The organism is Variovorax sp. ISS6 (assembly GCF_056523145.1).
The window spans coordinates 5,976,931-6,001,573 of the sequence record NZ_JAWRZC010000001.1; the positions used below are offsets into that span (position 1 = coordinate 5,976,931).

21 protein-coding genes are annotated in these 24,643 nt (G+C 71.2%); 11 read left to right on the forward strand and 10 right to left on the reverse strand.

Features of this window, described 5'->3' with window-relative positions:
* Positions 1–5 precede the first annotated feature (5 nt).
* Positions 6–785 carry a 4Fe-4S dicluster domain-containing protein gene (locus AC1HIL_RS27525; protein ID WP_412179642.1) on the reverse strand — a complete coding sequence of 260 codons (780 nt, stop codon included), beginning with the start codon at positions 783–785 and terminating at the stop codon, positions 6–8.
* Complete coding sequence (locus tag AC1HIL_RS27530) at positions 782–3,721, reverse strand: molybdopterin oxidoreductase family protein (RefSeq protein ID WP_479670506.1); 2,940 nt, start codon at positions 3,719–3,721, stop codon at positions 782–784. The genes AC1HIL_RS27525 and AC1HIL_RS27530 overlap by 4 nt, the downstream gene beginning before the upstream one ends.
* An 82-nt stretch (positions 3,722–3,803) precedes the next feature.
* Here AC1HIL_RS27530 and AC1HIL_RS27535 point away from each other — a divergent pair, with 82 nt between their 5' ends.
* Positions 3,804–4,745, forward strand: coding sequence for a LysR family transcriptional regulator (locus AC1HIL_RS27535; RefSeq protein WP_057597040.1), 942 nt, complete (start codon positions 3,804–3,806; stop codon positions 4,743–4,745).
* Here AC1HIL_RS27535 and AC1HIL_RS27540 read toward each other — a convergent pair.
* Complete coding sequence (locus AC1HIL_RS27540) at positions 4,742–5,932, reverse strand: acetate/propionate family kinase (RefSeq protein WP_479670507.1); 1,191 nt, start codon at positions 5,930–5,932, stop codon at positions 4,742–4,744. The two genes, AC1HIL_RS27535 and AC1HIL_RS27540, sit on opposite strands and share 4 nt — an antisense overlap.
* Positions 5,933–5,948: 16 nt before the next feature.
* Positions 5,949–7,760, reverse strand: a complete 1,812-nt coding sequence (xsc, locus tag AC1HIL_RS27545; protein WP_057597042.1) for a sulfoacetaldehyde acetyltransferase — start codon at positions 7,758–7,760, stop codon at positions 5,949–5,951.
* A gap of 184 nt (positions 7,761–7,944) precedes the next feature.
* Between xsc and AC1HIL_RS27550 the strand changes: the two genes are divergently transcribed.
* From AC1HIL_RS27550 to AC1HIL_RS27585, 8 genes are all read left to right on the forward strand, one after another.
* Positions 7,945–8,766: an IclR family transcriptional regulator gene (locus AC1HIL_RS27550; protein ID WP_296738351.1), complete on the forward strand. Its 822-nt coding sequence runs from the start codon at positions 7,945–7,947 to the stop codon at positions 8,764–8,766.
* A gap of 22 nt (positions 8,767–8,788) precedes the next feature.
* Positions 8,789–9,763, forward strand: coding sequence for an AAA family ATPase (locus AC1HIL_RS27555; RefSeq protein ID WP_479670508.1), 975 nt, complete (start codon positions 8,789–8,791; stop codon positions 9,761–9,763).
* A 12-nt stretch (positions 9,764–9,775) separates the two neighbouring features.
* Entirely contained in the window at positions 9,776–11,503 is a 1,728-nt protein-coding gene (locus AC1HIL_RS27560; protein ID WP_479670509.1) for a cobaltochelatase CobT-related protein, read from the forward strand.
* Between the two features lie 273 nt (positions 11,504–11,776).
* Positions 11,777–12,568 carry an IclR family transcriptional regulator gene (locus AC1HIL_RS27565; RefSeq protein ID WP_057594976.1) on the forward strand — a complete coding sequence of 264 codons (792 nt, stop codon included), beginning with the start codon at positions 11,777–11,779 and terminating at the stop codon, positions 12,566–12,568.
* Positions 12,565–13,557 (forward strand): tripartite tricarboxylate transporter substrate binding protein, encoded by a 993-nt coding sequence (locus AC1HIL_RS27570; RefSeq protein ID WP_261217494.1) that lies wholly within the window; start codon positions 12,565–12,567, stop codon positions 13,555–13,557. The genes AC1HIL_RS27565 and AC1HIL_RS27570 overlap by 4 nt, the downstream gene beginning before the upstream one ends.
* Before the next feature lie 17 nt (positions 13,558–13,574).
* Positions 13,575–15,023, forward strand: a complete 1,449-nt coding sequence (sauS, locus tag AC1HIL_RS27575) for an acylating sulfoacetaldehyde dehydrogenase (RefSeq protein WP_479670510.1) — start codon at positions 13,575–13,577, stop codon at positions 15,021–15,023.
* A 2-nt stretch (positions 15,024–15,025) separates the two neighbouring features.
* Positions 15,026–16,543 carry an AMP-binding protein gene (locus AC1HIL_RS27580; RefSeq protein ID WP_479670511.1) on the forward strand — a complete coding sequence of 506 codons (1,518 nt, stop codon included), beginning with the start codon at positions 15,026–15,028 and terminating at the stop codon, positions 16,541–16,543.
* Entirely contained in the window at positions 16,540–17,334 is a 795-nt protein-coding gene (locus AC1HIL_RS27585; protein WP_057594980.1) for a sulfite exporter TauE/SafE family protein, read from the forward strand. The genes AC1HIL_RS27580 and AC1HIL_RS27585 overlap by 4 nt, the downstream gene beginning before the upstream one ends.
* Here AC1HIL_RS27585 and AC1HIL_RS27590 read toward each other — a convergent pair.
* Both AC1HIL_RS27590 and AC1HIL_RS27595 read right to left on the reverse strand, forming a co-directional pair.
* Entirely contained in the window at positions 17,297–18,535 is a 1,239-nt protein-coding gene (locus AC1HIL_RS27590; protein ID WP_479670512.1) for a DUF2252 domain-containing protein, read from the reverse strand. The two genes, AC1HIL_RS27585 and AC1HIL_RS27590, sit on opposite strands and share 38 nt — an antisense overlap.
* Positions 18,536–18,617: 82 nt before the next feature.
* The gene (locus AC1HIL_RS27595; RefSeq protein ID WP_479670513.1) at positions 18,618–19,874 is read right to left on the reverse strand and encodes an acyl-CoA dehydrogenase family protein; all 1,257 of its coding nucleotides are present in this window, start codon (positions 19,872–19,874) and stop codon (positions 18,618–18,620) included.
* A gap of 174 nt (positions 19,875–20,048) precedes the next feature.
* Here AC1HIL_RS27595 and AC1HIL_RS27600 point away from each other — a divergent pair, with 174 nt between their 5' ends.
* Entirely contained in the window at positions 20,049–21,050 is a 1,002-nt protein-coding gene (locus AC1HIL_RS27600) for an AraC-like ligand-binding domain-containing protein (RefSeq protein WP_479670514.1), read from the forward strand.
* On the opposite strand, the gene AC1HIL_RS27605 is transcribed toward AC1HIL_RS27600, so the two are convergent.
* Positions 21,037–21,426: a VOC family protein gene (locus AC1HIL_RS27605; RefSeq protein ID WP_261217506.1), complete on the reverse strand. Its 390-nt coding sequence runs from the start codon at positions 21,424–21,426 to the stop codon at positions 21,037–21,039. The two genes, AC1HIL_RS27600 and AC1HIL_RS27605, sit on opposite strands and share 14 nt — an antisense overlap.
* Before the next feature lie 21 nt (positions 21,427–21,447).
* Complete coding sequence (locus AC1HIL_RS27610; RefSeq protein ID WP_057594985.1) at positions 21,448–22,038, reverse strand: NADPH-dependent FMN reductase; 591 nt, start codon at positions 22,036–22,038, stop codon at positions 21,448–21,450.
* Positions 22,039–22,180: 142 nt separating this feature from the next.
* On the opposite strand from AC1HIL_RS27610, the gene AC1HIL_RS27615 reads away from it, so the two are divergent.
* Positions 22,181–23,164 carry a DUF2272 domain-containing protein gene (locus AC1HIL_RS27615; protein WP_479670515.1) on the forward strand — a complete coding sequence of 328 codons (984 nt, stop codon included), beginning with the start codon at positions 22,181–22,183 and terminating at the stop codon, positions 23,162–23,164.
* A gap of 10 nt (positions 23,165–23,174) precedes the next feature.
* Here AC1HIL_RS27615 and AC1HIL_RS27620 read toward each other — a convergent pair whose 3' ends face one another.
* Both AC1HIL_RS27620 and AC1HIL_RS27625 read right to left on the reverse strand, forming a co-directional pair.
* Entirely contained in the window at positions 23,175–23,663 is a 489-nt protein-coding gene (locus tag AC1HIL_RS27620) for a DUF4124 domain-containing protein (protein WP_296738282.1), read from the reverse strand.
* Positions 23,664–23,756: 93 nt separating this feature from the next.
* Positions 23,757–24,569 (reverse strand): IclR family transcriptional regulator, encoded by an 813-nt coding sequence (locus AC1HIL_RS27625; RefSeq protein WP_409976600.1) that lies wholly within the window; start codon positions 24,567–24,569, stop codon positions 23,757–23,759.
* Positions 24,570–24,643: the final 74 nt, after the last annotated feature.

Genomic DNA, 24,643 nt, shown 5'->3' on the forward strand with positions numbered 1-24,643 from the left:
GCGCGCTACTCCGGCGTGCCCTGCGCGGGCGCGGCCATGTTGCGGCGCGGCAGGTAGCGGTTGGCGGGGTTGGTCTCCCACTCGGGCATCAGCGGATAGCCGCCGCGCTCGCGGATCGCGCGCGAGACCTCGGAGTCGGGATCCTTCACGTCGCCGAACAGGCGCGCGCCGGTGGGGCAGGCCTTCACGCAGGCGGGCTTGCGGTCTTCCTGGGGCAGCTGCTCGTCGTAGATGCGGTCGACGCACAGCGTGCACTTGGTCATGACCTGGCGTTCCTCGTCGAGCTCGCGCGCGCCGTAGGGACAGGCCCAGGCGCAGTACTTGCAGCCGATGCACTTGTCGTAGTCGACCAGCACGATGCCGTCTTCCTTGCGCTTGTAGCTCGCGCCGGTCGGACAGACCGGCACGCAGGGCGGGTCCTCGCAGTGCAGGCAGCTCTTGGGGAAGTGCACGGTGTCGGTGCCGGGGAACGAACCGGCCTCGTAGGTCTGCACGCGATTGAAGAAGGTGCCCGTGGGGTTGGCGCCATAGGGCTCGAAGTCCGCGAGCGGGCCCGCGCTGCCCGAGGTGTTCCACTGCTTGCACGAGGTGACGCAGGCATGGCAGCCGACGCAGACGTTGAGGTCGATCACGAGGGCGAGCTGCCTGGCGAGGGTTTCGCCGGGCTCGGCGCGCTGGCTCGTCGCCGCCCCGCCCGTGGAGGCCGGCAGGAATGCACCGGAGGCGCCGGCCACTGCCTGGGGCTGCGCGGCCCCCGCCACCAGGTCCTTCAACCACTGCATCATTTCCGCCCCCTCCCCGCAAAGTACGTCAACACCTGCGCCGCCTTGCCCCGCACCCCGGGCGCGCTCGGCATGCTCGCGAACTGCGGATAGCTCTGCTCGGGCTCGCCGGGCTCGGCCGGCCGGATGCGCACGCGCACGTCGTACCAGCCGGCCTGGCCGGTGATCGGATCCGAATTGCTGATGCGCCCGCTGGCCGTGCCCGCGCACGGCAGCTCCTCGCTGATCAGGTGGTTGAGCAGGAAGCCCTTGCGCGCCTCGTCGGCGCCCGGTGCGAGCTGCCATGCGCCGTCGGCCTTGCCGATGGCATTCCAGGTCCACACCGTGCCGGGCTCCACCGCCTCGCTGTAGCGCAGCATGCAGCGCACCTTGCCCCACTGGCTCTCGACCCAGCACCAGCCGCCATCGGCAATGCCCGCGGCTTCGGCCGTCACGGGATTCACGTGCAGGTAGTTGTGGCTGTGGACCTGCCGCAGCCACGCGTTCTGCGAATCCCACGAGTGGTACATCGCCATCGGCCGCTGCGTGAGCGCATTGAGCGGATAGGCCGCGGTGTCGGTCGCGGCCTCCTCGAGCGGCGCATACCAGAAGGGCAGCGGATCGAAGTAGGTGGCGATGCGCTCGCGCAGGCCCTCGGGCGGCTGACGGCCCGGGCTCTTGCCCTGCGCGGCGAGGCGGAAGCTCTGCAGCGTGTCGGAGTACAGCGCGAGCTGCACCGGGTCGTTGCGCTGGCGCCAGCCCTTGTCCTTCGCGAAGTCGAGGTACTCGCGGTTCCAGTTGCGCATGTAGTGCATGGTCTCGGGCATGTGGTACTGGAACACGCAGTTGTTCTGCGCATAGGCCTCCCACTGCCTGGGATTGGGTTCGCCGCGCAGGTGCTCGGTGCCGTCCTTGCCGCGCCATCCCATCAGGAAGCCGATGCCCGGCTGCGGCTGGAAGTTGACGACGAAGTCGGGATAGTCTGCGTACTTGCGGCCACCCTCGGCCGTGGTGAAGGCCGGAAACTTGAGCCGCGAGGCCAGCTCGATCAGCACCTCCTGGAAGGGCTTGCACTGCCCCGCGGGCGGCACCACCGGAATGCGCACCGAATCCACCGGCCCGTCGAACTCCGAGATCGGCCGGTCGAGCATGCTCATCGCGTCGTGGCGCTCGAGGTAGGTGGTGTCGGGCAGCACCAGGTCGGCAAAGGCCACGGTCTCGCTCTGGAAGGCGTCGCACACCACCAGGAACGGGATCATGTACTCGCCCTGCTCGTCCTTGCGGTTGAGCATCTCGCGCACGGCCATCGTGTTCATGCTCGAGTTCCAGGCCATGTTGGCCATGAAGATCAGCAGCGTGTCGATGCGGTAGGGATCGCCCTTCACCGCGTTGGTGATGACGTTGTGCATCAGCCCGTGGGCCGACAGCGGATGCTCCCACGAGAAGGCATGGTCGATGCGGATCGGCGAACCGTCGGGGTTGATCGCGAGCTCGTCGGGGCTGGCCGGAAAGCCCAGCGGCGCCGCATTGAGCGGCGTGTTCGGCTGGATCATCCCGGGATCGTTGAAGGCCCGGTAGTTGGGCACGATGTGGCGCGGGTACGGCGCCTTGTGGCGAAAGCCGCCGGGCGCATCGATGGTGCCGAGCACGCTCATGAGGATCGCGAGCGCGCGCACGGTCTGGAAGCCGTTCGAATGCGCCGCCAGCCCGCGCATCGCATGGAAGGCCACGGGCCGCGCCTGCGTGGTCTCGTGCCGCTTGCCCCAGGCATCGGTCCAGGCGATCGGCAGCTCGAAGGCCTGGCGCAGCGCGGTCTCGCCCATCTCGCGCGCGAGCTTGCGGATGCGCGCCGCATCGATGCCGGTGATGGCCTGCGCCCATTCGGGCGTGCAGCTGGCCACGCGCTCGCGCAGCAGCTGGAACGAGGGCGCGACGCGCGTGCCGTCGGCCAGCGTGTAGTGGCCCTCGAGCGCGGGATCGCAGCCATCGGCGATGCCTTCGGGATAGGCGGGCTTCACCGTGCCGCTGGCCTTGTCCCACACCAGCTTGTTGTGCGGGTTGCGGCCGTCGCCCGGCGGGCCGCGCTCGGGGTCGAAGGCGAACAGGCCCTCGCGCTCGCAGTCGTCGAGCACCACCAGCTGCGGCGCATTGGTGAAGCGCTTGAGGAAGGCATGGTCGATCAGCTCGCTCGCGATCAGCTCGTGCAGCAGCGCCATCAGCAGCGCGCCGTCGGTGCCGGGCTTGATCGGGATCCATTCGTCGGCGATGGCCGAGTAGCCGGTGCGCACCGGGTTGATCGAGATGAAGCGCCCGCCATCGCGCTTGAACTTGCTGATGGCGATCTTCATCGGGTTGCTGTGGTGGTCCTCGGCGGTGCCGATCATCACGAACAGCCTGGCGCGCTCGAGGTCGGGGCCGCCGAATTCCCAGAAGCTGCCGCCGATGGTGTAGATCATGCCCGCGGCCATGTTGACCGAGCAGAAGCCGCCGTGCGCCGCGTAGTTGGGCGTGCCGAACTGGCGCGCGAACAGGCCGGTGAGCGCCTGCATCTGGTCGCGGCCGGTGAACAGCGCGAACTTCTTCGGATCGGTGGCGCGGATCTTCGCGAGCCGCTCGGTCAGGATCTCGAAGGCGCGGTCCCAGCCGATCGGCTCGAACTCGCCGGCGCCGCGTTCGCTGCCGGGCTTGCGCAGCAGCGGCTGCGTGAGCCGCGCGGGCGACACCTGTTTCATGATCCCCGAGGAACCCTTGGCGCAGATCACGCCCTTGTTGAGCGGATGGTCGGGGTTGCCGTCGATGTAGCGCACCTCGGGCCCGTTCTCGCCCTCGCGCAGGTGCACGCGGATGCCGCAGCGGCAGGCGCACATGTAGCAGGTGGTGGTCTTGACCTCGGTCCGGTCGGTCGGCGTGGGCGCCGCCAGCGGGTCGTGCACGGGCTCGCGGGACAGGAAACTGAACACTGGCGGTCCTTTGTTTTCAAGCGTGGCCCGGTCGATGGTAGGCAGCATCGATCGAACGGAAAAGCGCAGAATATTGCTCACGATGACCGGAAAATCAGATCAGCAAAGCTCGACCCGCCTGCGCCTCAACCTGCGCCAGCTCGAGGTCTTCGTGGCCACCGCGCGCGGCGGCAGCACGCGTGCCGCGGCCGACCGCATCGCGCGTTCGCAGTCGGCCGCCAGCAGCGCGCTGGCCGACCTCGAGGGCTCGGTCGGCGCCCTGCTGTTCGACCGCATCGGCCGCCGGTTGGTGCTCAACGAGAACGGCCGCGCACTGCTGCCCAAGGCGCAGGCGCTGCTCGACCAGGCCGCGGAAGTGCAGGCCCTGTTCAGCGGCGAGCATGCGGCGCCGCTGCGCGTGGCGGCCAGCTTCACCATCGGCGAATACCTGCTGCCCGAGCGGGTGTCGGCCTGGACCGCGCTGCATCCGCAGAGCCAGGTGCACCTGCACATCGCCAACACGCGCGACGTGATCGACGCGGTGGCGGGCTTCGACGTCGACGTCGGCTTCATCGAGGGGCCGCAGACCCATCCCGACCTGGTGGTGCGCGCCTGGCGCACCGACGAGCTCGTGATCGTGGCCGCGCCCGGCCATGCGCTGGCCGGCCGCGTTGCCACGCACCGGCAGCTGTCGCAGGCCACCTGGGTGCTGCGCGAGCACGGCTCGGGCACGCGCCAGGTCACCGATGCCTGGCTGATCCAGAACCTCGAGCAGGTGCAGGTGGGTTTCGAGCTCGGCAGCACCGAGGCCATCAAGCGCGTGGTGGCCTCGGGCACGGGGCTGGCGTGCCTCTCGCGCTACACGGTGGCGCAGGCGCTGGAGGACGGGCACCTGATCGAGCTGCGCACGAGGCTGCCCGCGGGCACGCGCCGGCTCGCGACCGTGATGCACCGCGACAAGCTGCTGGGCCGCGCGACCGCGGACTTCCTGCGCCATTGCGGCGCGAGCGTGCCGCGCGGGGCGGTGGTGCCGCTGCCGGCTTAGGCGAGCACACGCGCCGTGTGGCGCGCAATCACCGCTTCCTCGTCGGTGCGCAGCACCCACGCGCCGACGCGACTGCTATTCGTCGAGATCCGCGCCCGCCCCCCGGCATTGGCGCCAGCATCGAGCTCCACCCCCATCCAGGCGCAGTCCTCGAGCACCCGCGCGCGCAACCCGGCACCGTTCTCGCCGATGCCGCCCGTGAACACGATCGCATCGACACCGCGCAGGGCCGCCGCGAGGCTGCCCATGTGCTGCACCACCTGCTCGACGAAATGGTCGATGGCCTCGGCGGCCGCGGGTGCGTCCGATGCTTCGAGCGCGCGCATGTCGCTCGACACGCCCGAGAGCCCGAGCAGGCCCGATTCGCGGAACAGCAGCTTCTCGACCGCGTCGGCCGACATGCCGCGCGAGCGCATCAGGTAGAGCACCACGGCCGCATCGAGCCGGCCGCAGCGCGTGCCCATGGTGAGACCGTCGAGCGGCGAGAAGCTCATGGTGGTGGCGACCGAGCGCCCCTGCGCGATGGCGCACATGGAGGCGCCGTTGCCCAGGTGCGCGACGATCACGCGGCCATTCGCCACCTCGGGCGCCTGCCGCGCGAGCTGGTGCGCGATCGATTCGTACGAGAGCCCGTGGAAGCCGTAGCGCCGCACGCCCGCGTCGTGCAGTTCGCGCGGCAGCGCGAAGCGCCGGTTGAGTTCGGGCTGCACCGCGTGGAAGGCGGTGTCGAAGCAGGCCACCTGCGGCACGCCGGCGAAGGCCTGCATCGCGGCGCGCACGCCCGCGAGGTTGTGCGGCTGGTGCAGCGGCGCGAGCGGCTCGAGCGCGGCCAGGTCCTCGAGCACGGCGTCGTCGATGCGCACCGGCGCCACGAAGTCCATGCCGCCATGCACGATGCGGTGGCCCACGCCCGCGATGCGGCCGGCACCGCCCTGTTGCGCATGCCAGTCGAGCAGCGCGGCCAGCGCGCCGCGGTGCGAGCGCGCATCGCCCTCAAGCTTCGCGTCGTGCAGCGTGCGGCCCTGCGCATCGCGGATGCGCAGCCGCGCATCGAGGCCCGCGCCCAGGCCATCGGCCTGGCCCGACCAGTGCGCGGCGGGCAGCGCGCCGTCGGCACCGGCCGCGTCGAACAGCGCGACCTTGATCGACGACGAGCCCGCGTTGAGCGTGAGCAGCTGGTCGGTCATGCGCGGCGCCGCCCGATCAGACGTAGTCCTTGTACTTGTCGAGGAAGCGCACGGGCTTCGACAGCGCATCGCGGCGGAACGGATCGCCGAGCTCGCGCGTGCACATGATCTCGATCACGCAGGTCTTGCGCTGGTTCATCTGCAGGTCGATGGCCTTCTTGAGCGCCGGGCCCACGTCCTCGAGGCGGTCGACCACGATGCCCTCGGCGCCCATGGCCTTGGCGATGCCCGCGAAGCTCTCGCTCTCGAGCTCGCCCGCGACGAAGCGGCGGTTGTAGAAGTCGACCTGGTTCTTCTTCTCGGCGCCCCACTGGCGGTTGTGGAACACGACCGCGGTCACGGGAATGTCGTGCCGCACGGCGGTCATGATCTCGACCATGCTCATGCCCCAGGCGCCGTCGCCCGCATAGGCCACGGCCGGGCGGTCGGGCGCGGCGCACTTGGCGCCGATCATGGTGGGCAGCGAGTAGCCGCAGTTGCCGAAGCTCATCGGCGCGAAGAAGGAGCGCGGCTCCTCGAAGCGCAGGTAGCTGTTCGATACCGCATTGATGTTGCCGATGTCGGTCGAGACCATCACGCGCGGCGGCATCGCCTTCTCGAGTTCGCGCAGCACCTGGCGCGGATGCAGGTAGGTGCCGCCGGTGGGCGTCTTCTCGCCCTTGGCTTCCTCGATGACGTCGAGGCTGAACTGGTCGCGCTCGTGGGTCCAGGCGTCGAGCTCCTTCTCCCAGGCCTCCTTCTCGGCCTTGATCTTCGCGGCGCGCTCGGCCTTGGTGGCGTCGCAGGCCAGGGTCTTGGCCGCGAGGCGCTCGAGCAGGGCCTTGGCCGTGGCCTTGGCGTCGCCGTGGATGCCGACGGTGATCTTCTTCACCAGGCCCAGGTTGGTGTGGTCGGCCTCGACCTGGATGATCTTCGCCTCCTTGGGCCAGTAGTCCATGCCGTGCTGCGGCAGCGTGCCGAAGGGGCCCATGCGCGAACCGAGCGCGAGCACCACGTCGGCCTGCGCGATCAGCTTCATCGCGGCCTTGCTGCCCTGGTAGCCCAGCGGGCCGGCCCACAGCGGATGGCTCGCGGGGAAGGAGTCGTTGCGCAGGTAGCCGTTGGCCACCGGCGCGCCCAGGCGCTCGGCGAGCGCCTTGCACTCTTCCACGGCATCGCCCATGACCACGCCGCCGCCCGAGAGGATGACGGGGAATTTCGCGGTGGCCAGCAGCTCGACCGCGGCGTTGAGGCTGTTCTCGCCGCCGGCGCCGCGCTCCACGCGCATCGGCTTCGGGATCTCGGTCGTGATCTCGCCGTAGAAGTAGTCGCGCGGGATGTTGAGCTGGGTCGGGCCCATCTCGGAGATGGCGCGGTCGAAGCAGCGCGCGGTGTACTCGGCCATGCGCTTGGGGTTGTTCACATGGCCCTGGTACTTGGTGAACTCCTGGAACATCGGCAGCTGGTTGGCCTCCTGGAAGCCGCCCAGGCCCATGCCCATGGTGCCGGTCTCGGGCGTGATCATCACCACCGGGCTGTGCGCCCAGTAGGCGGCCGCGATCGCGGTCACGCAGTTGCTGATGCCGGGGCCGTTCTGGCCGATCACCACGCCGTGGCGGCCCGACACGCGGGCGTAGCCGTCGGCCATGTGGGCCGCGCCCTGCTCGTGCACCACGGGCACGAGGCGGATGCCGGCGGGCGCGAAGATGTCCATCGCGTCCATGAAGGCCGAGCCCATGATGCCGAAGATGTCGGTCACGCCATTGGCGACCATGGTCTCGACGAAGGCCTCGGAGGGCGTCATCTTCTGCACGCCGGTGACGGCTTCGCGGGTGGGTTGCTTGCTCATGGGTCGGTGTCTCCTGCGGATGAAGGGCTGGACGGCGGACTGCAAAAAGCCGGAACGGGAAGTTCCGTATTTCGGGGTTGGCGAATCGGGCGGACTATAGGACGGGTGCCGGGCGGCGTCAAACAAATTCCGAAAATCGGTACGTAATGTTCTATTTTTTGCAAAAGGACTATGATCCGCCGCCATGAAGATCGTCAAGTCGCTTCCGCCCGCCACCGAGGCCACGGGCGCCGACACCCCGGCGATGCGGTTGTTCGCGCTGCTCGAGGTGATCGCCGCCAAGGACCAGCGCTACTCGCTGCAGGGCCTGGTGGAGGAGACCGGTCTGCCCAAGCCCACGCTGCACCGCATGCTGCAGCAGATGGAGGGCGCGGGCCTCTTGCAGCGCGAGGGCGACGGGCGCCACTACGGCATGGGCACGCGGCTGCGCCGGCTGGCCGAGAACCTGCTGTTCAACGACAGCCTGCACGGCGCGCGCCACACGGTGCTGCGCCGGCTGGTCGAGGAAATCGGCGAGAGCTGCAACCTCACGGCCCTCTCGGGCAGCGAGGTGGTCTACCTCGACCGCGTGGAGACCGCGGCGCCGCTGCGCTTCTACCTGCACCCGGGCTCGCGCGTTCCGGTGCACTGCTCGGCCAGCGGCAAGATGTTCCTCGCGCAGATGGGCCAGGCGCAGCGCCGCCGGCTGCTGGCGAATGCCTCGCTCGAGGCCTACACGGCGAGCACGCTGACCGATGCCGCGGCGCTCGAGGCCGAGATCCAGCGCGTGCGAAAGAACGGCTTCGCGATCGACAACGAGGAGTTCCTGCCCGGCCTGCTGTGCATCGCCGCGCTGGTGCCGGCCACGGGCGACAGCCCGTCGAACCTCTGCATCGCGGTGCAGGCGCCCGTGATGCGGCTCGACATCGCGAAGGCGAAGACGCTGCTGCCCGCGCTGCAGCGCGCGGCGCTGGCGCTGAGCCGCATCGATGCCGATGCGGCGCCCGCGCGCCGTGCGCAGGCCTGACACCCCCACACCCACCCGCCCCATGAACGACATCGCCGCCCTCCACCCCACGCGCCTCATCGGCGTGCGCGAGACCTTCGGCATCGACGCCGACCTGCAGGTGCCCGCCTTCGCCGAACGCGACCCGCACGTGCCCGAGATCGACGCGGTCTACCGCTTCAACCCCGACGTGACGCTCGCGATCCTCGCGGGCTTCATGCGCGACCGGCGCGTGATGGTGCAGGGGCTGCACGGCACCGGCAAGTCGACCCACATCGAGCAGGTGGCGGCACGGCTGAACTGGCCCTGCGTGCGGCTCAACCTCGACGGCCACATCAGCCGGCTCGACCTGGTCGGCAAGGACGCGGTGGTGCTGCGCGACGGCAAGCAGGTCACCGAGTTCCAGGAAGGCATGGTGCCCTGGGCGCTGCAGCGGCCGGTGGCGCTGATCTTCGACGAGTACGACGCGGGCCGGCCCGACGTGATGTTCGTGATCCAGCGCATCCTCGAGCGCGACGGCCAGTTCACGCTGCTCGACCAGAACAAGGTGCTGCGCCCGCACCCCTTCTTCCGGCTGTTCGCCACCGCCAACACGGTCGGCCTGGGCAACCTCAACGGCCTGTATCACGGCGCGCAGCGGCTCAACCATGCGCAGATCGACCGCTGGAACATCGTCGCCTCGCTCGACTACCTGCCCACGGCCGAGGAGATCGCGATCGTGCAGGCGCGCGTGCCCTCGCTGGCCGACGCGGCGGGCCGCGCCACGGTCGCGGCGATGGTGGCGGTGGCCGACCTCACGCGCAAGGGCTTCGCGGCCGGCGACCTGTCGACGCTGATGTCGCCGCGCACCGTGATCACCTGGGCCGAGAACCTCGAGATCTTCAAGGACGTGGCGCTGGCCTTCCGCCTCTCGTTCGCCAACAAGTGCGACGAGGCCGAGCGGCCGCTGGTGGCCGAGTACTTCCAGCGCTGCTTCGACCGCGAGCTCGCCGAATCGCACCGGCTCGCGGACGGCTGAGCCCGGCGCGCCATGACGCAGCAGGACATCCGCAAGGTTCGGCAGGAGGAACGCGTCGCCGAGCTCTGCGCGGGCGTGGTGCGCGCCTTCAGCGGCGAGCGCGACCTGCACTTCCGCGGCCGGCGCCTGCACCGCGGCCGCATGCCGCTGCCGTGGTTCGCGCCGCACCTGCATCCCTCGCCCGAGACCGACGACTTCGAATCGTTCCGCGGCGTGGCCGATGGCCTGGCGCTGCGCATCGCCGGCTCCGATGCCGCGCTGCACCGCACGCTGCAGCCCGAGGAACCGGTGGAGCGCATGCTGTTCGAGATGCTCGAGCAGTTCCGCGCCGAGGCACTGGTGCCCGAGGCCATGGCCGGCATGCGGCGCAACCTGCGCCATCGCCACGAGCAATGGTCGCTGGCCTTCCACCACTCGGGCCTGACCGAGACCGCGCGCGGCCTGCTGCTGTACGCGGTGGCGCAGATCTGCCGTGCACGCGTGAGCGGCGAGCAGGTGGTCGAGGAGACAGAGGACATGCTCGAGGCCACGCGCTTCGCGCTGGCGCCGCGCATCGGCCATGCGCTGGGCGGGCTGCGGCGCGATCGCTTCGACCAGGCCGCTTATGCCGTGCATGCACTGGCGATCGCGCGCACGGTCGCCGCGATGCTGCACGAAGCCGGCGGCGATGACGAAGCACCCGATGCGCGCCAGAACGACACCGACGACAAGCGCAGCGTGTTCAGCCTGGTCGCAGAGATGGACCGCGAGATCGTCGAGCAGCATGTCAGCGCGCAGTCGGGGCGCAGCCGGCTGCTCGAGGAGGCCGGCGCCGCCTACCGCGTGTTCACCACCGAGCACGACCGCGAGCACGAGGCCGCCACGCTGGTGCGCCGCGAGCTGCTGGCCGAGCTGCGCGAACGGCTCGACCGCCGCATCGCGGCGCAGGGCGTGAACCTGGCGCGGCTCGCGCGCGAACTGCGCGCGCTGCTGGCCGAGCCCGTGCGCGAGGGCTGGGACGGCGGCCAGGAGGAAGGCCGCATCGACGGCCGCCGGCTCGCCCGGCTCGTGGCCTCGCCGGCCGAGCGGCGGCTGTTCCGCATCGAGCGCGAGGAGCCGCTGGCCGATTGCGTGGTCAGCTTCCTCATCGATTGCTCGGGCTCGATGAAGGAGCATGCCGAATCGGTCGCGATGCTGGTCGACGTGCTCGCGCGCGCCCTCGAGCAGGCCGGCGTGGCCAGCGAGGTGCTGGGCTTCACCACCGGCGCCTGGAATGGCGGCCGCGCGCAGCGCGACTGGCTGCGCGCGGGCCGGCCCGCGCACCCGGGCCGGCTCAACGAACGCTGCCACCTGGTGTTCAAGGCCGCGGGCACGCCCTGGCGCCGCGCGCGCGCGCCGATGGCCGCGCTGCTGCGGCCCGAGCTGTTCCGCGAAGGCATCGACGGCGAGGCCGTGGACTGGGCCTGCGCGCGGCTGCGCGCGCGCGGCGAGGAGCGCAAGCTGCTGCTCGTGATCTCCGACGGCTCGCCGATGGACAGCGCGACCCATCTCGCCAACGATCCGCACTACCTAGACCACCACCTGCGCGAGGTGCTGGCGCACCAGGAGCAGCAGCGCGACATCGCGATCGCGGGCATCGGCGTGGGGCTGGACCTGAGCCCCTACTACAGTCACAGCCACGTGCTGGACCTCGCGGCCTCGACGGGCAATGCGATCTTCCGCGAGGTGATCGGGTTGATGGCGGGGCGGCATAGGCACTGAATACGGGAGCGGACTTCCGGACGCAGAGGACGCGAAGGTTTCGCGAAGGACGCAAAAGGAACGCAAGAAAATTTTTGAAATTCTCTTTCGCGCTCTTCGCGAAACCTTCGCGTCCTCTGCGTCCGGCTACCCGCATTCGACAGCCTCCCAGAGCCCATGTCAGCCGAAAGTGTCGCGTTGACAAGCGTCATCGGCGTTTGTACATTGAGTTTCAATTATCCGAACGCTGTTCCAACATTTGGAACAAGCAAGAAATCGGACGAACGGAGACGCATGGATTCCACGCTCGCCAAAGGCCTCGCCGTCATGGAGTGGATGGCGCGCCAGGCACGCGCCTGCCGCGTGACCGACGTCGCCAATGCCTTCGGCATGGCGCGCAGCAATGCCCATCGCACGCTGCAGACGCTGGTGGAATGCGGCTGGGCAGTGCAGGACGCCGACACCAGCGCCTACCGGCCGAGCCTGCGCCTGTTCGAGCTCGGCGCCATGGTCTCCGAGGCGGCCGACATCGGCGCGCTGCTGCGCCCGCACCTCGCGGCACTGGCGCAGGCCAGCGGCGAGACCATCCATCTCGCGGTGCTCGACGGCGCCGAGATCGTCTACCTCGACAAGTTCGACAGCCCGCTGCCCGTGGCCGCCTATTCGCGCATCGGCGGCCGCGCGCCGGCCTGCTGCGTGGCCTCGGGCAAGGCGATGCTGGCGGCCGCGCGGCTCGATGCCGCCGCGCTCAGGGCGCTGTTCGGCACGCTGCAGCCCCACACGCCGCACAGCATCGTCGACTTCGATGCGCTGCAGGCCGAGCTGGAGCGCAGCCGCGCGCGCGGCTATGCCGAGAACCGCGAGGAATGGCGCCTGGGCGTCTGCGGCCTCGGCGTGCCGGTGTTCGACGCGCGCGGCACGGCCGTGGCCGCCGTCGGCATGAGCGTGCCCTCCATCCGCTTCGCGCGCACCCAGGCGCGCGAACTCTCCGAACGCATCATGGCCTGCGCGCGCGACGCCAGCGCCACGCTGGGCTACCGCCCCGCCACCGCCCCCGCCACCACAACGAGAAGGAGACCCGCATGAGACTGTCCTTGTTCGCCCCCTGGTTGCGCGCGGGGCTGCTGGCCGCCGCGACGCTGGCATCGCCGCTGGCCGCGTTCGCGCAGAACGGGAGCGACTACCCCAGCAAGCCGATCAAGCTGATCGTGCCCTACCCGCCCGGCGGCGGCACCGACGTGATCGCGCGCATCGTGCAGGAGCGCTTCCAGGCGCTGCTGGGCCAGCCGGTCGTGATCGACAACCGCGGCGGCGCGGCCGGCTCGATCGGCACCGAACTCGTCGCCAAGTCGCCGGCCGACGGCTACACGGTCCTGTTCACGCTGTCCTCGCACACCATCAACCCCGCGATCTACGCCAAGCTCTCGTTCGACACCGCGAAGGACTTCGCACCCGTGGGCCTGGTGGCCTCGCTGCCGCAGATCCTGGTGGCGAATCCGCAGTTCCCGGCCAGCACGGTGGCCGAGCTGGTCGCGCTGGCCAAGGCCAGGCCCGACAGCATCTCCTTCGCCTCGGTGGGCAACGGCTCGCCCGGCCATCTGGCGGGCGAGCTGCTGAAGTTGCGCACCGGCACGCAGATGACGCACGTGCCCTACCGCGGTGGCGGCCCGGCGGTCGTCGACGTGATGGGCGGGCAGGTGCCGCTGTTGTGGGTGTCCATTCCCGCCGCGGCGCAGTTCGTGAAGGCCGGCAAGCTCAAGGCGCTGGCCGTGTCGACCACCAAGCGCAGCGCCGCCTTTCCCGAGGTGCCGACGATGCAGGAGGCCGGCGTCCCCGACTTCGACGTCGACTCCTGGTACGCGGTGTTCGTGCCCGCGAAGACGCCGCAACCCGCGATCGACCGGCTCAACCGCGTGATCAACACGGTGGTGAAGGAACCCGATATCCGCGACAAGCTGCTGGCCCAGGGCAGCGAAGGCGTGGGCGGCACGCCCGAGCAGCTCGGCAAGGTGGTCTCCACGGAACTCGTGCGCTGGAGCAAGCTCGCCAAGGAAGCGAACATCCGCGTCGACTAGTTTTTCTTCTTCATGCCATGAATCCCTCCGCATCCTCCTCAGAAGCCTCCAGCCCCATCGTCGACCTCGTGGCACGTGCCCGCGCGGCACAGCGCATCTACGAGACCTGGTCGCAGGCCCAGGTCGACATGGCGGTGACGGCCGCCGGCTGGGCCATCATCGAACCCGCGCGCAACCGCGAGCTGGCCGAGCTGGCGGTGGCCGACACGGGCGTGGGCAACGTCGAGGACAAGGTGCGCAAGAACCACCGCAAGACCTTCGGCCTGCTGCGCGACCTGCAGGGCGCGCGCTCGGTCGGTGTGATCGCCGAGGACCCGGCGCGCGGCATCGTCGAGATCGCGCGGCCGGTCGGCGTGGTGTGCGCGATCACGCCCTCGACCAACCCGGGCGCGACGCCGGCCAACAAGATCATCAACGCGCTCAAGGGCCGCAACGCGGTGATCGTCGCGCCCTCGCCCAAGGGCTGGAGCACCGCGGCGCGGCTCATCGAATTCATCCACCAGCAGTTCGACCGCATCGGCGCCCCGCGCGACCTGGTGCAGTTGCTGTCCGCGCCGGTCAACAAGCAGTCGACGGCCGAGCTGATGCGGCTGTGCGACCTGGTGGTGGCCACCGGCTCGCAGGCCAACGTGCGCGCCGCCTATGCGAGCGGCACGCCGGCCTTCGGCGTGGGCGCCGGCAATGTCGCGGGCATCGTCGACGAAACGGCCGACACCGAAGCCGCGGCCGATCGCATCGTGCGCTCGAAGACCTTCGACAACGCGACCAGCTGCTCGTCGGAGAACAGCCTGGTGGTCGTCGACGCGGTGCGCGCGCGCCTGCTCGCCGCCCTCAAGGACCGTGGTGCCGTGATGCTCGGCGAGGCGCAGAAGGCCACGCTGCAGCAGTTGATGTGGCCCGGGGGCAAACTCTCGCCCGCGGTCATCGGCCAGTCGGCGCGCGCCATCGCCGAGCGCGCCGCCGAGGTCGACGGCGCCAACCGCGCGGCCTGGCAGGCGATCGCCGAGGCCGATCCGCGCATCCTGATGGTGGCCGAGGACGGCGTGGGCCACGACCATCCGTTCTCGGGCGAGAAGCTCAGCCCGGTGCTCGCGGTCTATGCGGCGCGCGACTTCGCGCAGGCGGCCTCGATCGTCGAGCGCATCTACGGCTACGAGGGCGCGGGCCATTCGGTGGGCCTGCATTCGGCCGTGCCCGAGCGCGCGCTCGAGCTCGGCCTCACGCTGCCGGTGTCGCGCGTGATCGTCGACCAGGCGCACTGCATCGCCACCGGCGGCAGCTTCGACAACGGCCTGCCGTTCTCGCTCTCGATGGGCTGCGGCACCTGGGGCCGCAACAACTTCTCCGACAACATGAACTACCGGCACTACCTCAACATCACGCGCGTGTCGCGGCCGATCGCCGAGCAGGTGCCGAGCGAGGAACAGATCTTCGGCGCCTTCTTCGCGCGGCACGGAGCGCACTGAGCATGGCGGCGGGCGACGGCGAGACCGTCCATGGCCTGATCGAGCAGGTCGCCGCGCGCCAGCCGGGCGCGGTGTATGCGCTGTCCACCGAGAGCGAGGCGCGCATCGACTGCGCCGCGCTCGCGCTCGGTTGCCGCCGCGTGGCCGGCGCGCTGCAGGCGGCCGGCGCGCGGCCCGGCGACACCATCTCGGTCGTGATGCCCAACGGCCTTCAGACGCTGCGGCTGCTGCTGGGCGCCATGCATGCGGGCATGGTCGTGAACCCGGTCAACCTGCTGTCGCAGCCCGAGCAGATGCGCTACGTGCTCGCGCACTCCGACTGCCGCGTCGTCTGCGTGGCGCCCGAGTGGGAAGAACGCGTGCGCGCGATGCTCGCGGACATCGGCCGGCCGGTGTCGGTGCTGGTGGCCGATCCCGACGGGCTCGCGCTGCCGGGAGAAGGCGAAGCGAAGGAATATCCCGCGCCCTCGCCCGACGCGGTCGCGCTGCTGATGTACACCTCGGGCACCACGGGGCAGCCCAAGGGCGTGATGCTCACGCAGCGCAACCTCGCGGCCAACGCGCATGCCATCAGCGCCGAGCATGAACTGGGAAGCGCCGACCGCGTGCTCGCGGTGCTGCCGCTCTATCACATCAACGCCTTCTGCGTGACCATGCTGGCGCCGCTCGCGCACGGCGGCAGCCTCGCGATGCCGCCGAAGTTCTCGGCCGGCCGCTTCTGGGAGCAGGCGGCGCAGGCCGGCTGCAGCTGGATCAACGTGGTGCCGACCATGATCTCGTACCTGCTCGAGGGCGAGGCACCGGCGCGCGAACGCACGGCCGCGATCCGCTTCTGCCGCTCGGCCTCGGCCGCGCTGCCGCCCGAGCACCACCGCGCCTTCGAGCGCCTGTTCGGCATCGGCATCGTCGAGACCATGGGCCTCACCGAGACCGCCGCGCCCTCGTTCTCGAACCCGCTCGACCCGGCGCGGCGCAAGCTGGGCTCGGTCGGCCGCGCCTCGGGCTGCGAGGCGCGCGTGATCGACGCGTCACTCGCCGAAGTGCCCGACGGCAGCACCGGCGAGCTCGCGATCCGCGGGCCCAACGTGATGCGCGGCTACTACAAGAACGAGGAGGCCACGCGCGCCAGCTTCACGCCCGACGGCTGGCTGCGCACCGGCGACCTCGGCCACCGCGATGCCGACGGCTTCTTCTTCGTCACCGGACGCATCAAGGAACTGATCATCAAGGGCGGCGAGAACATCGCGCCGCGCGAGATCGACGAGGCCCTGCTGCGGCATCCCGCCGTGCTCGAGGCCGCGGCCGTCGGCGTGCCCGACCGCCACTACGGCCAGGAGGTCGGCGTGTGCATCGTGCTGCGCGAAGGCTGCGCCTGCGGCGAGGACGAGCTGCGCGCCTTCAGCGCCGAGGCGCTCGGTCGCTACAAGGCGCCGGGCCACTACCGCTTCGTGACCGACCTGCCGCGCGGGCCCTCGGGCAAGGTGCAGCGGCTCAAGCTGCTGCCGCTGTTCGCGGCATGAACCCGGCCGACCTGCTGACGCCGCCGCTGGCGCCGCTGCTGCTCGCCTACAGCCTGTGCGTGGTGTTCGCGGCCGGCGTGGTGCGCGGCTTCGCGGGCTTCGGCTTCTCGGCCATCACGGTGGCCGGCATGTCGCTCGTGGTCTCGCCCGCGCTGGTGGTGCCCGCGATCTTCATGCTCGAGATCCTCGCGAGCCTGAGCCAGCTGCGCGGCATCGCGCGCGACGTCGACATGCCCTGGCTGGGCTGGCTGATGCTCGGCAACCTGCTGTTCATCCCGCTCGGCGTGGCGTTGCTGGCCTGGCTGCCCGAGACGCCGCTGCGGCTTCTGATCGGCGCGCTGCTGATGGCCGCCGCGCTGCTGCTGCGCAGCGGCGCGCGCGCCACGCTGGTGCCCACGCGCGCGGTACGCTTCGGCGCCGGCCTGGCCTCGGGCTTCATCAACGGCGTGGCGGCCATCGGCGGCATCGCCATCGCGGTCCTGCTGAGCACCACCGCGATGGCACCGGCCGCCCTGCGCGCCACGCTGATCGCACTGCTGCTGTTCAGCGACGTGGTGTCGCTCGCGAGCGCCGCGCTGATGCCGGCCGCGCATGCCACCGGCAGGCTGCTCGGGCCCGACACCTTCAAGTGGGCGCTGTGGCTCGCGCCCGCGATGCTGGCCGGCATCTGGTGGGGGCAGCGCTCGTTCAAGGGGGTGTCGCCCGAGCAGTTCAGGCGGCATGTGCTGAACCTGCTGATCGTGCTGGCGGCGGTCAGCGTGGTGCGCTCGGTGGTCGGGCTGGTCGGCTGAGCAGCGCGCCCGCGTCGTAGGCCTCGCAGTACAGCGCCCAGTCCGTCGCCACCTGCGCGGCGCACTGCTGCGCGGCGTCGAGCAGGTCCGCGCGCCACGACTTCGCCGAAGCGCCGAAGTCGACCAGGGCGTCCGCGATGGCCGAGCCCTGCCGGCCCGCGCTGCGCAGTTGCGCCCAGGCCATGAGCTGCCCCATGTCGTCGATCACCGCGCGGATGTCGGCGGGCCGCGTGCGGTGCGCGTCGAGGCTCACGCGGTCCTCGCTGGGCTGCAGGCCGCGCAGCACATACGAGCTCTTGCGCGTCACGATGGGATGCAGGAAGGCCATCGACACGGCCTGCATGCGGCGCTGCAGCGCGACCACGCGGTGCGCCTCCGATTCCCAGGCGGGCTGCGCCGTCTTCCTCAGGTGCGGCGCGAGCGAGGACGGCAGCGCCTGCTTCAGGTCGAGCAGGTAGTTGGCATCGGGCGAGCCCTTGCCCTCGACCAGCACGATGTAGCGCTCCACGCCCAGGCTGCCGGTGCCGGCGATGCGCCGCGCCACGTCGAGCACCTTGAAGAAATCCGGATTCGGCTGCGAGGCCGCGAAGCGGTCGACCAGCTTGACGACGCGCTCGCGCTGCGCGTCGCTCGCCGGCAGCGCATGCTTGCCATCGCAGCGGATCAGGCGCCGGCGGCCCTTGCGCTCGGTGCGCCGGTCGAGGAAGGCGGGACGGGTGCGCGCCTTGAGGGTGTCGAGCAGTTCGCGCACGAGGCCGGTCGCGGTGTCGCGCTCGACCCAGCGGGCCTTGCCGAGTGCGAGCGCGCCCGCATAGGCGTCGACGAAGACCCTGCACAGCGCGGCGGACTCGGCGGCGCCGCGGCCCAGGCCATCGCCGGCCACGAGGATGCTCGTGAGGAAGCGCACCAGTTCCCAGGTCACGGGCGCGAGCGCGGCCTCGTCGAAATCGTTGAGGTCGAAATAGACCAGCCGGTTGTCGCCCTTGTAGCTGCCGAAGTTCTCGAGGTGCGCGTCGCCGCAGAGCCAGGCCGGCGGCGCCTTGGCGAACAGCGCGCCCGAGGGCAGGCGGTCGTAGAACAGGTGGCAGGTGCCGCGCAGGAAGACGAAGGGGCTCGAGCGCAGGTTGGCGTATTTCATCGCCAGGCGCTCGGGGTCGCGGTCGGCGTTGAAGGCGCGGATGGTCTTGACGGCATTGGGCATGGTGCTTTGCTTCCCGCATTCTTGGTGACGGGATTCTGCGGCCCCCATGCCCAGCCGAAGCTGACCGGCGCGTCACACCTTGTCAGGCGATGCCGGCGGCCGTGAGCGGGTCGTAGTCGGCCGCGCGCAGCAGCGCATGCAGTTGCCGCCGGCGCACGCCCATGTTGCCGCCGTCGAACAGCGGCAGCGCGATCGCGTCCTGCAGCAGGCCCGCGAGCGGCAGCTCGTGGTCGTAGCTGTCGATGCCCACCACGCGCATCAGGTCGGTGATCACGCGCACGGCCGCCTCGGAGCCGAAGATCTTCGACTGCAGCGCGAGCTCGAGCGCGCCGGGCAGCTGGCGGTCGATCGCATCGCAGGCCTTCCAGCCCAGATAACGCGCGGCCTCGATGGTGGTCTTGGCATCGGCCAGCGCATAGCCCACGGCCTGGTGCTCGACGATGGGCAGCGCGCCGCCGCGGCATTCGGTCTTCGCGAAGCGCAACGCCACGTCGAAGGCCGCGCGCATCAGGCCCACGCCCATGATGCCGACCAGCGCCGCCGTGCCCGAGAAGCTGGCCTCGACGATGTCGCGCGCCCCGCCCACCGGGCCCACCACGTCGGCATCGGGCACGGCCACGCCGTCGAGCCGGAAGCGCGGCACGAGGTGCGCGCGGTGGCCCATGGCATCGATGTCGTGCAGCGGCACCAGGCCCGGGGCGCCGCGCCGCACCACGAGGATCGAGAGCGCGGCCTCGGGCGGTGCCTCGGGGTCGGTGCGGCAGACCACGCTGAGCAGGTCGGCGCCCTCGCCGTCCCAACCGGTGGCGGCCGACACCCACTGCTTGGTGCCGTGGATGCGCCAGCCGCCCTCGCCACCTTGGTCTCTGACAGCCGTCGTGCGCACGCCCTCGCCAGGGCGCGGCGCGGCGAAGTTCGCGCTGCCGCCCGGCTCGCTGTTGGCCAGCGCGGCCAGCGGCGCGCCCTCGCAGGCGAGGAAGGGCGCGAGCAGGCGCCGGTGCTGCTCGGGCGTGCCCGCGATGAACAGCGGCGCCAGGCCCAGCAGGTTGGCGAACAGCGTCAGCGAGACATTGCAGTCGACCGCATGGAACTCCTCGGCCACGATCGCGAGGTCGACCATGCCCGTGCCCTCGCCGCCGAAGGGCTGCGGCATGAGCCGGCGCAGGAAGCCGCGGCGGATGATCTCCTCGTACATCGGCCGCGTGGCGCGAAAGCGCTCGCCGGGCGTGTGCAACTCGCGCGTGGCGCCGCGCACCTGCGAGAGCACCTCGCTGGCGGCACGCCGCGCATCGAGCTGGAGCGCGCGGCGCGCGGGGTCGAGGGTGAAGTCGATGGTCATGGGAAATCCGGTCGGGTGATGGGTGGGGCCGCAGTCTGGCCGCGCCACCCCCGGTCGGCCTTGTCGTTTCGTGCACGGCGCCTTGCCGGAACGCGCAGCACGGGCGCGCGGCTTGCAAGGCCCGCGTGCCGTCGCGATGATGGGTGTCCCAACCGCCCGCCCACAGGTGCGCACATGAAGTCCTGGTCCACCGAAGCCGTCGCCGCGCCCGAGCAGTTCGCCTACTGGCGCGAGGTGGTGTGCGAAGCCTTCGCGGCGCTCGATCCGCGCTCGGCCGAGCGCGGCGCGGGCTTCGCGAGCCGTGTCGACATGGAAGGCATCGGCGCTATCAACGTGGCGCGCATCCGCGCCGAGGCCCACACCGTGGTGCGCGACTTCTCGCAGATCCGGCGCGATCCGCAGGACCGGCTGTTCGTCAACCTGCAGGTCGCGGGCCAGGGCATCGTGTGCCAGGGCCACCGCGAGACGCGCGTGACGCCCGGCGCCTTCAGCATCGTCGACACGGCGCGGCCCTACACGCTGCATTTCGACGAGCGCTTCGAAGTGCTGTCGCTGCGCGTGCCGCGCGAGCTGCTGCTGCCGCGCGTCAGCGAGCCGCGCGCCCTGTTCGCGCGCGCGCTCGGCGGGCCGGCCGGCATCGGGCGCGCGGCCTCGGGCTTCATGCAGTCGCTGATGGACGGCGGCGGGCTGCCCGCGGGGCCGGCGGCCGAGCGGCTGGCGGCGCTGCTGTGCGAACTCGTGGCCGAGTCGGCACGCGCGGCGGATGCCGGCGTGGCGCCTGCGCCGCCGATGCGCGATGCGCACCGCCAGCTGCTGGTGCGCCGGGTCAAGGCCCACGTGCTCGAGGCGCTCGATTCACCCGAACTCGACGTGCCCTCGATCGCGCGGCGCTTCGGTGTCTCGGTGCGCTACCTGCACCTGGCCTTCGCGCACGAAGGCAGCACGCCGGCCGCATGGATCCGCGCGCAACGCATGGCGCGCTGCGCGCAGGACCTCGCGAACCCCGCGGACCGGCGGCCGGTCTCGGCCATCGCGCTGCGCTGGGGCTTCCAGGACATTCCGCATTTCACGCGCGCGTTCGGCGCGGCCTTCGGCTGCACGCCCTCGGCCTATCGCCTGCGGCACGGAGGCAGCCCCCCCGGCGACGAAAGCAGCGTGCGCCTCAGGGCAGGTTGAGCTGCCACGAGACGCCGAAGCGGTCCTGCACCCAGCCGTAGAGGCGGCTGAACGGATAGGCATCGACCGGCATCAGCACCTGGCCACCCTCGGCCAGCCCGTCGAACAGGCGCCGCAGCTGCGCCTCGTCGTCGCAGTCGATGAACAGCGAGATCGACGGCGTGAAGCCGAAGGCATGCACGGGCGGGCTGTCGATGCACAGCAGGCTGTGGCCGCCGAGCTCGAAGCGCGCCTTGAGCACCGTGCCCTCGGCGCCCGGGCCCGCGGGGCCGTAGCGCTCGATCTCGGTGATGCGTGCCTCGGGAAACAGCGAGAGGTAGAAGTCCATCGCGGCCTGGGCCTGGCCGGTGAACATCAGGAAGGGCGTGAGCCGCATGGCGGGTCTCCTCGAAGAAGGTCAATAGGGCGGTGCCTTGCGCGCGCGCTGTTCGCGCGCCGCTTCGGTCCACCACGCGAGGTCGTCGGCGAAGCGGCCGAAGGCCCGGTCGAGCGAGGCGCCGGGCGCGCCGGTGGGCTGGCCCTGCGCGTCGAGCGTCTGCGAGATCGGGCCGACCGAGAGCGTGCTCGACACCACGATCATGCCCATCTCGGAGAGGATCGAATGCCACACCGTGCCCGAGCGCACGCCCGAGAAGCGGCCGGCCGAATAGCTCGCGATCGCCGCGGGCCGCCAGAACCACTCCTCGAGGAAGTGGTCGGTGAGGTTCTTGAGGCCGGGCTGCGGGCCCCAGTTGTATTCGCCGGTCACGAAGACGAAGGCGTCGGCCACGCGGATCTTGCGCGCCAGCGTCTCCATCGCCTCGGGCGCCGTGCCCGCCGGGTACTCCTTGTACATGCGGTCGAGCATCGGCAGGTCGACGGCCTTGGCATCGATCAGCTCCACCTCGGCGCCGCGCGCGGCCAGCCGCTCGACCAGATAGTCCGCGAGCCGCACGCCCATGCGGTCGGCGCGGTAGGAACCGTAGAACACCAGGATCTTGTCTGCCATCGTTGCTCCGTTTCGCAGGGCCGCCGGGGTGCGGCCTCGGAGCGAAGGGTAACGCGCCGAGGTGGCAGCTCGATGCTTCGCCCACCCGCATGCCGGGCTATGCTTGCCCGGCATGCCGCTGCCTCGCCGCCCTTCTCCTTCGATGCGCTCCTGGCTGCTGGCCGCGTGCCTGTTCGTCGGTGCGCCCGCCTTCGCCGCGACATCCTGCCTGGCCACGGCCGAGGCCCCGTCGCCGCCACGCGCCCTCGCGATGGCCGCCGCCGCGCAGCGCGAGCACGAGGCCTTCGGCGCGCAGACCCTCGATGCCGAAGGCCGCATGGTCGATGCGGGCAGTTCCGAGGCCGAGGACGGACGCGTCTCGCGCTTCGCGCCCGCGCCGTGGCAGCGCGTGCTCGGCTACTGGGACGCGGTGGACCAGCCGCGCGTGAAGCTGCCCTCGCTGGTGCGCTTCGGTGCCCTGCGGCCGGCCGATCGCACGCTGCTGCTGGAGGCGCTGAACCAGGCCAGCGCCTCGCGCCTGATGGGGCTGGGCGTCGGGCCCGACCAGGGCCTCGACGCGGCCGAGCTGCATGCGATGGCGACGGCCGTGAACCGGGTCGCTGTGATCGACACGCCCTGGTCGGCCGCCTTCATCAGCTGGCTCGCGCGGCAGGCGGGCCTGGGCGCGGACGAGTTCGTGTTCTCCGAGGCGCACGTGGACTACGCGGGCGCGGCCTGGAAGGCCGGCGCCGACGAAGCGGCGGGCCGCGCCACGCGCTTCGCGCTGCGGGCCTGCGATCTCGCACGCACGCCGCCGCGCGTGGGCGACCTGGTGTGCCAGACGCGCGGCGCGCGTTCGGCGCTCGACAGCTTCGCCAAGATCGGCACGGTGCTCGCGACGCGGCCCACGGGCGGCGCGGCGCTGCCGATGCATTGCGACGTGGTGACGGCCGTCGACGCACGCGGCTTCGACGCGGTCGGCGGCAATGTGCTGCAGTCGGTCACCTTGCGCCGGCTGGACTTCGCGCCGGGCACGCGAACGCTCGATCCGAGCTACCTGCCCGAAGGCTGCGCGACGGACGCGGCGGGATGCATCGATCGGCACATGAGCCGGCAACCCTGGTCGCTGCTGCTGCAGTGGCGCTGAAGCGGGCGCCTCAGCAGTTGTTTCGGCGCAGCCCCGCCATGTGGGCGCAGGGCCGGCGACCCGGACCGGGGTCGTGCACATGCGGGGGCGGAGGCTGCACGCGCCGCCTCGGCGGCGGGTAGGCGTACGGATCGGGGCCCCAGAGATAGACCGGCTCGGGATCGGCCTGTGCCGCGCGCCCTTCGTCGGGATAGCGCGGAATGATCGACAGCCCCGGGTTCGAGGGCGGCGCCGGCGCGGCGGCGGCAGGCGGCGGCGCGTAGTCGGGCGCGCGCGCGGGCGGGGCCGGCTGCAGGGCCGAAGGCGGCGGCGGCTCGGCGATCTGCACGGGCCGCGACGAACGCGTGCCGCTCGGGCAGGCACCGTCGGTGTAGACGGTGGCGCCATTGGCATCGAGGCAGCGCACCACCTCGGCCGAGCTCGCCGATGCGCCCAGCACGAAGACGGCCGAGACGATCAGCGTGCGCAACGGGGTGGCGGCGAGCAGAGGGGTTCGCATGAAGATGAGAGGAAGACCGTGCCGGAACGACGCACGGACAGGTTCATTCTGTGCGCTTTGTCGCGGCCCGCCAAGCGCCCCAGGCCCCGTCGCTCACAGCAAGCCGCCCATGCGCAGCGCCGCGGCCTTCAGCGCATCGATGCGCCGCTCGGCATCGGCCATCGACATGCGCGCGGTCGGCGCATGCACGGCGAGCGCGGCGCGCACCGCGCCGGCCGCGTCGCGCACCGGCACGGCCACGGCCACCAGGCCGGCCATGAACTCCTCGCGGTCGCGCGAGAAGCCGTCCTGCGCGATCGCGTCGCACTCGGCGCGCAATGCGGCGGGGTCGGTGAGGGTGCTGGCCGTCATGCGCGGCAGCGGCAGGCCGTCGATCATCGCGTCGCGCGCCTTCTTCGGCATCTGCGCGAGAAAGAGCTTGCCGCTCGCGGTGCAGTGCAGCGGCACGTGCGAGCCCACGTCGAGCGTGAGGCGCAGCGGCCACTGGGCCTCGACGCGGTCGAGGTAGAGCACGCGCGCGCCGTCGAGCGTGGTGAGGTTGCAGGTCTCGCCGACCTCCTGCACCAGCGCGGCCAGCACCTCGTGGCGCAGGCCGCGCACGCTGCCGTGGTTCAGCGTGTCGAAGGCGAGCTGGCGCAGCGCGGGGCCGACGACGAAGGAGCGCTCGTCGAGGTCGCGCGCGAGAAAGCCGGTGGCCAGCAGCTGGGTGCAGATGCGGTGCGCGGTGCCCTTGGGCAGGCCCAGCTGCGCCGCGAGATCGGCCAGCGACAGCGCGCGGCCCTCGTGGGCCAGCAGCGCGAGCAGGCGCAGGCTGCGCTCGGCCGAGGAACCGGAAACGGGCTCCTCGACAGGGGCAACCACGGGCGCGGCAACAGGGGCGGCAGCGGAACGCGCGGGACGGGGCATGCGGGTAAACCTCTAAAGTGGAACATTGCGTTCCGAAAATCAATAACCTAGGATGCGACGGACCGAGGCCATTG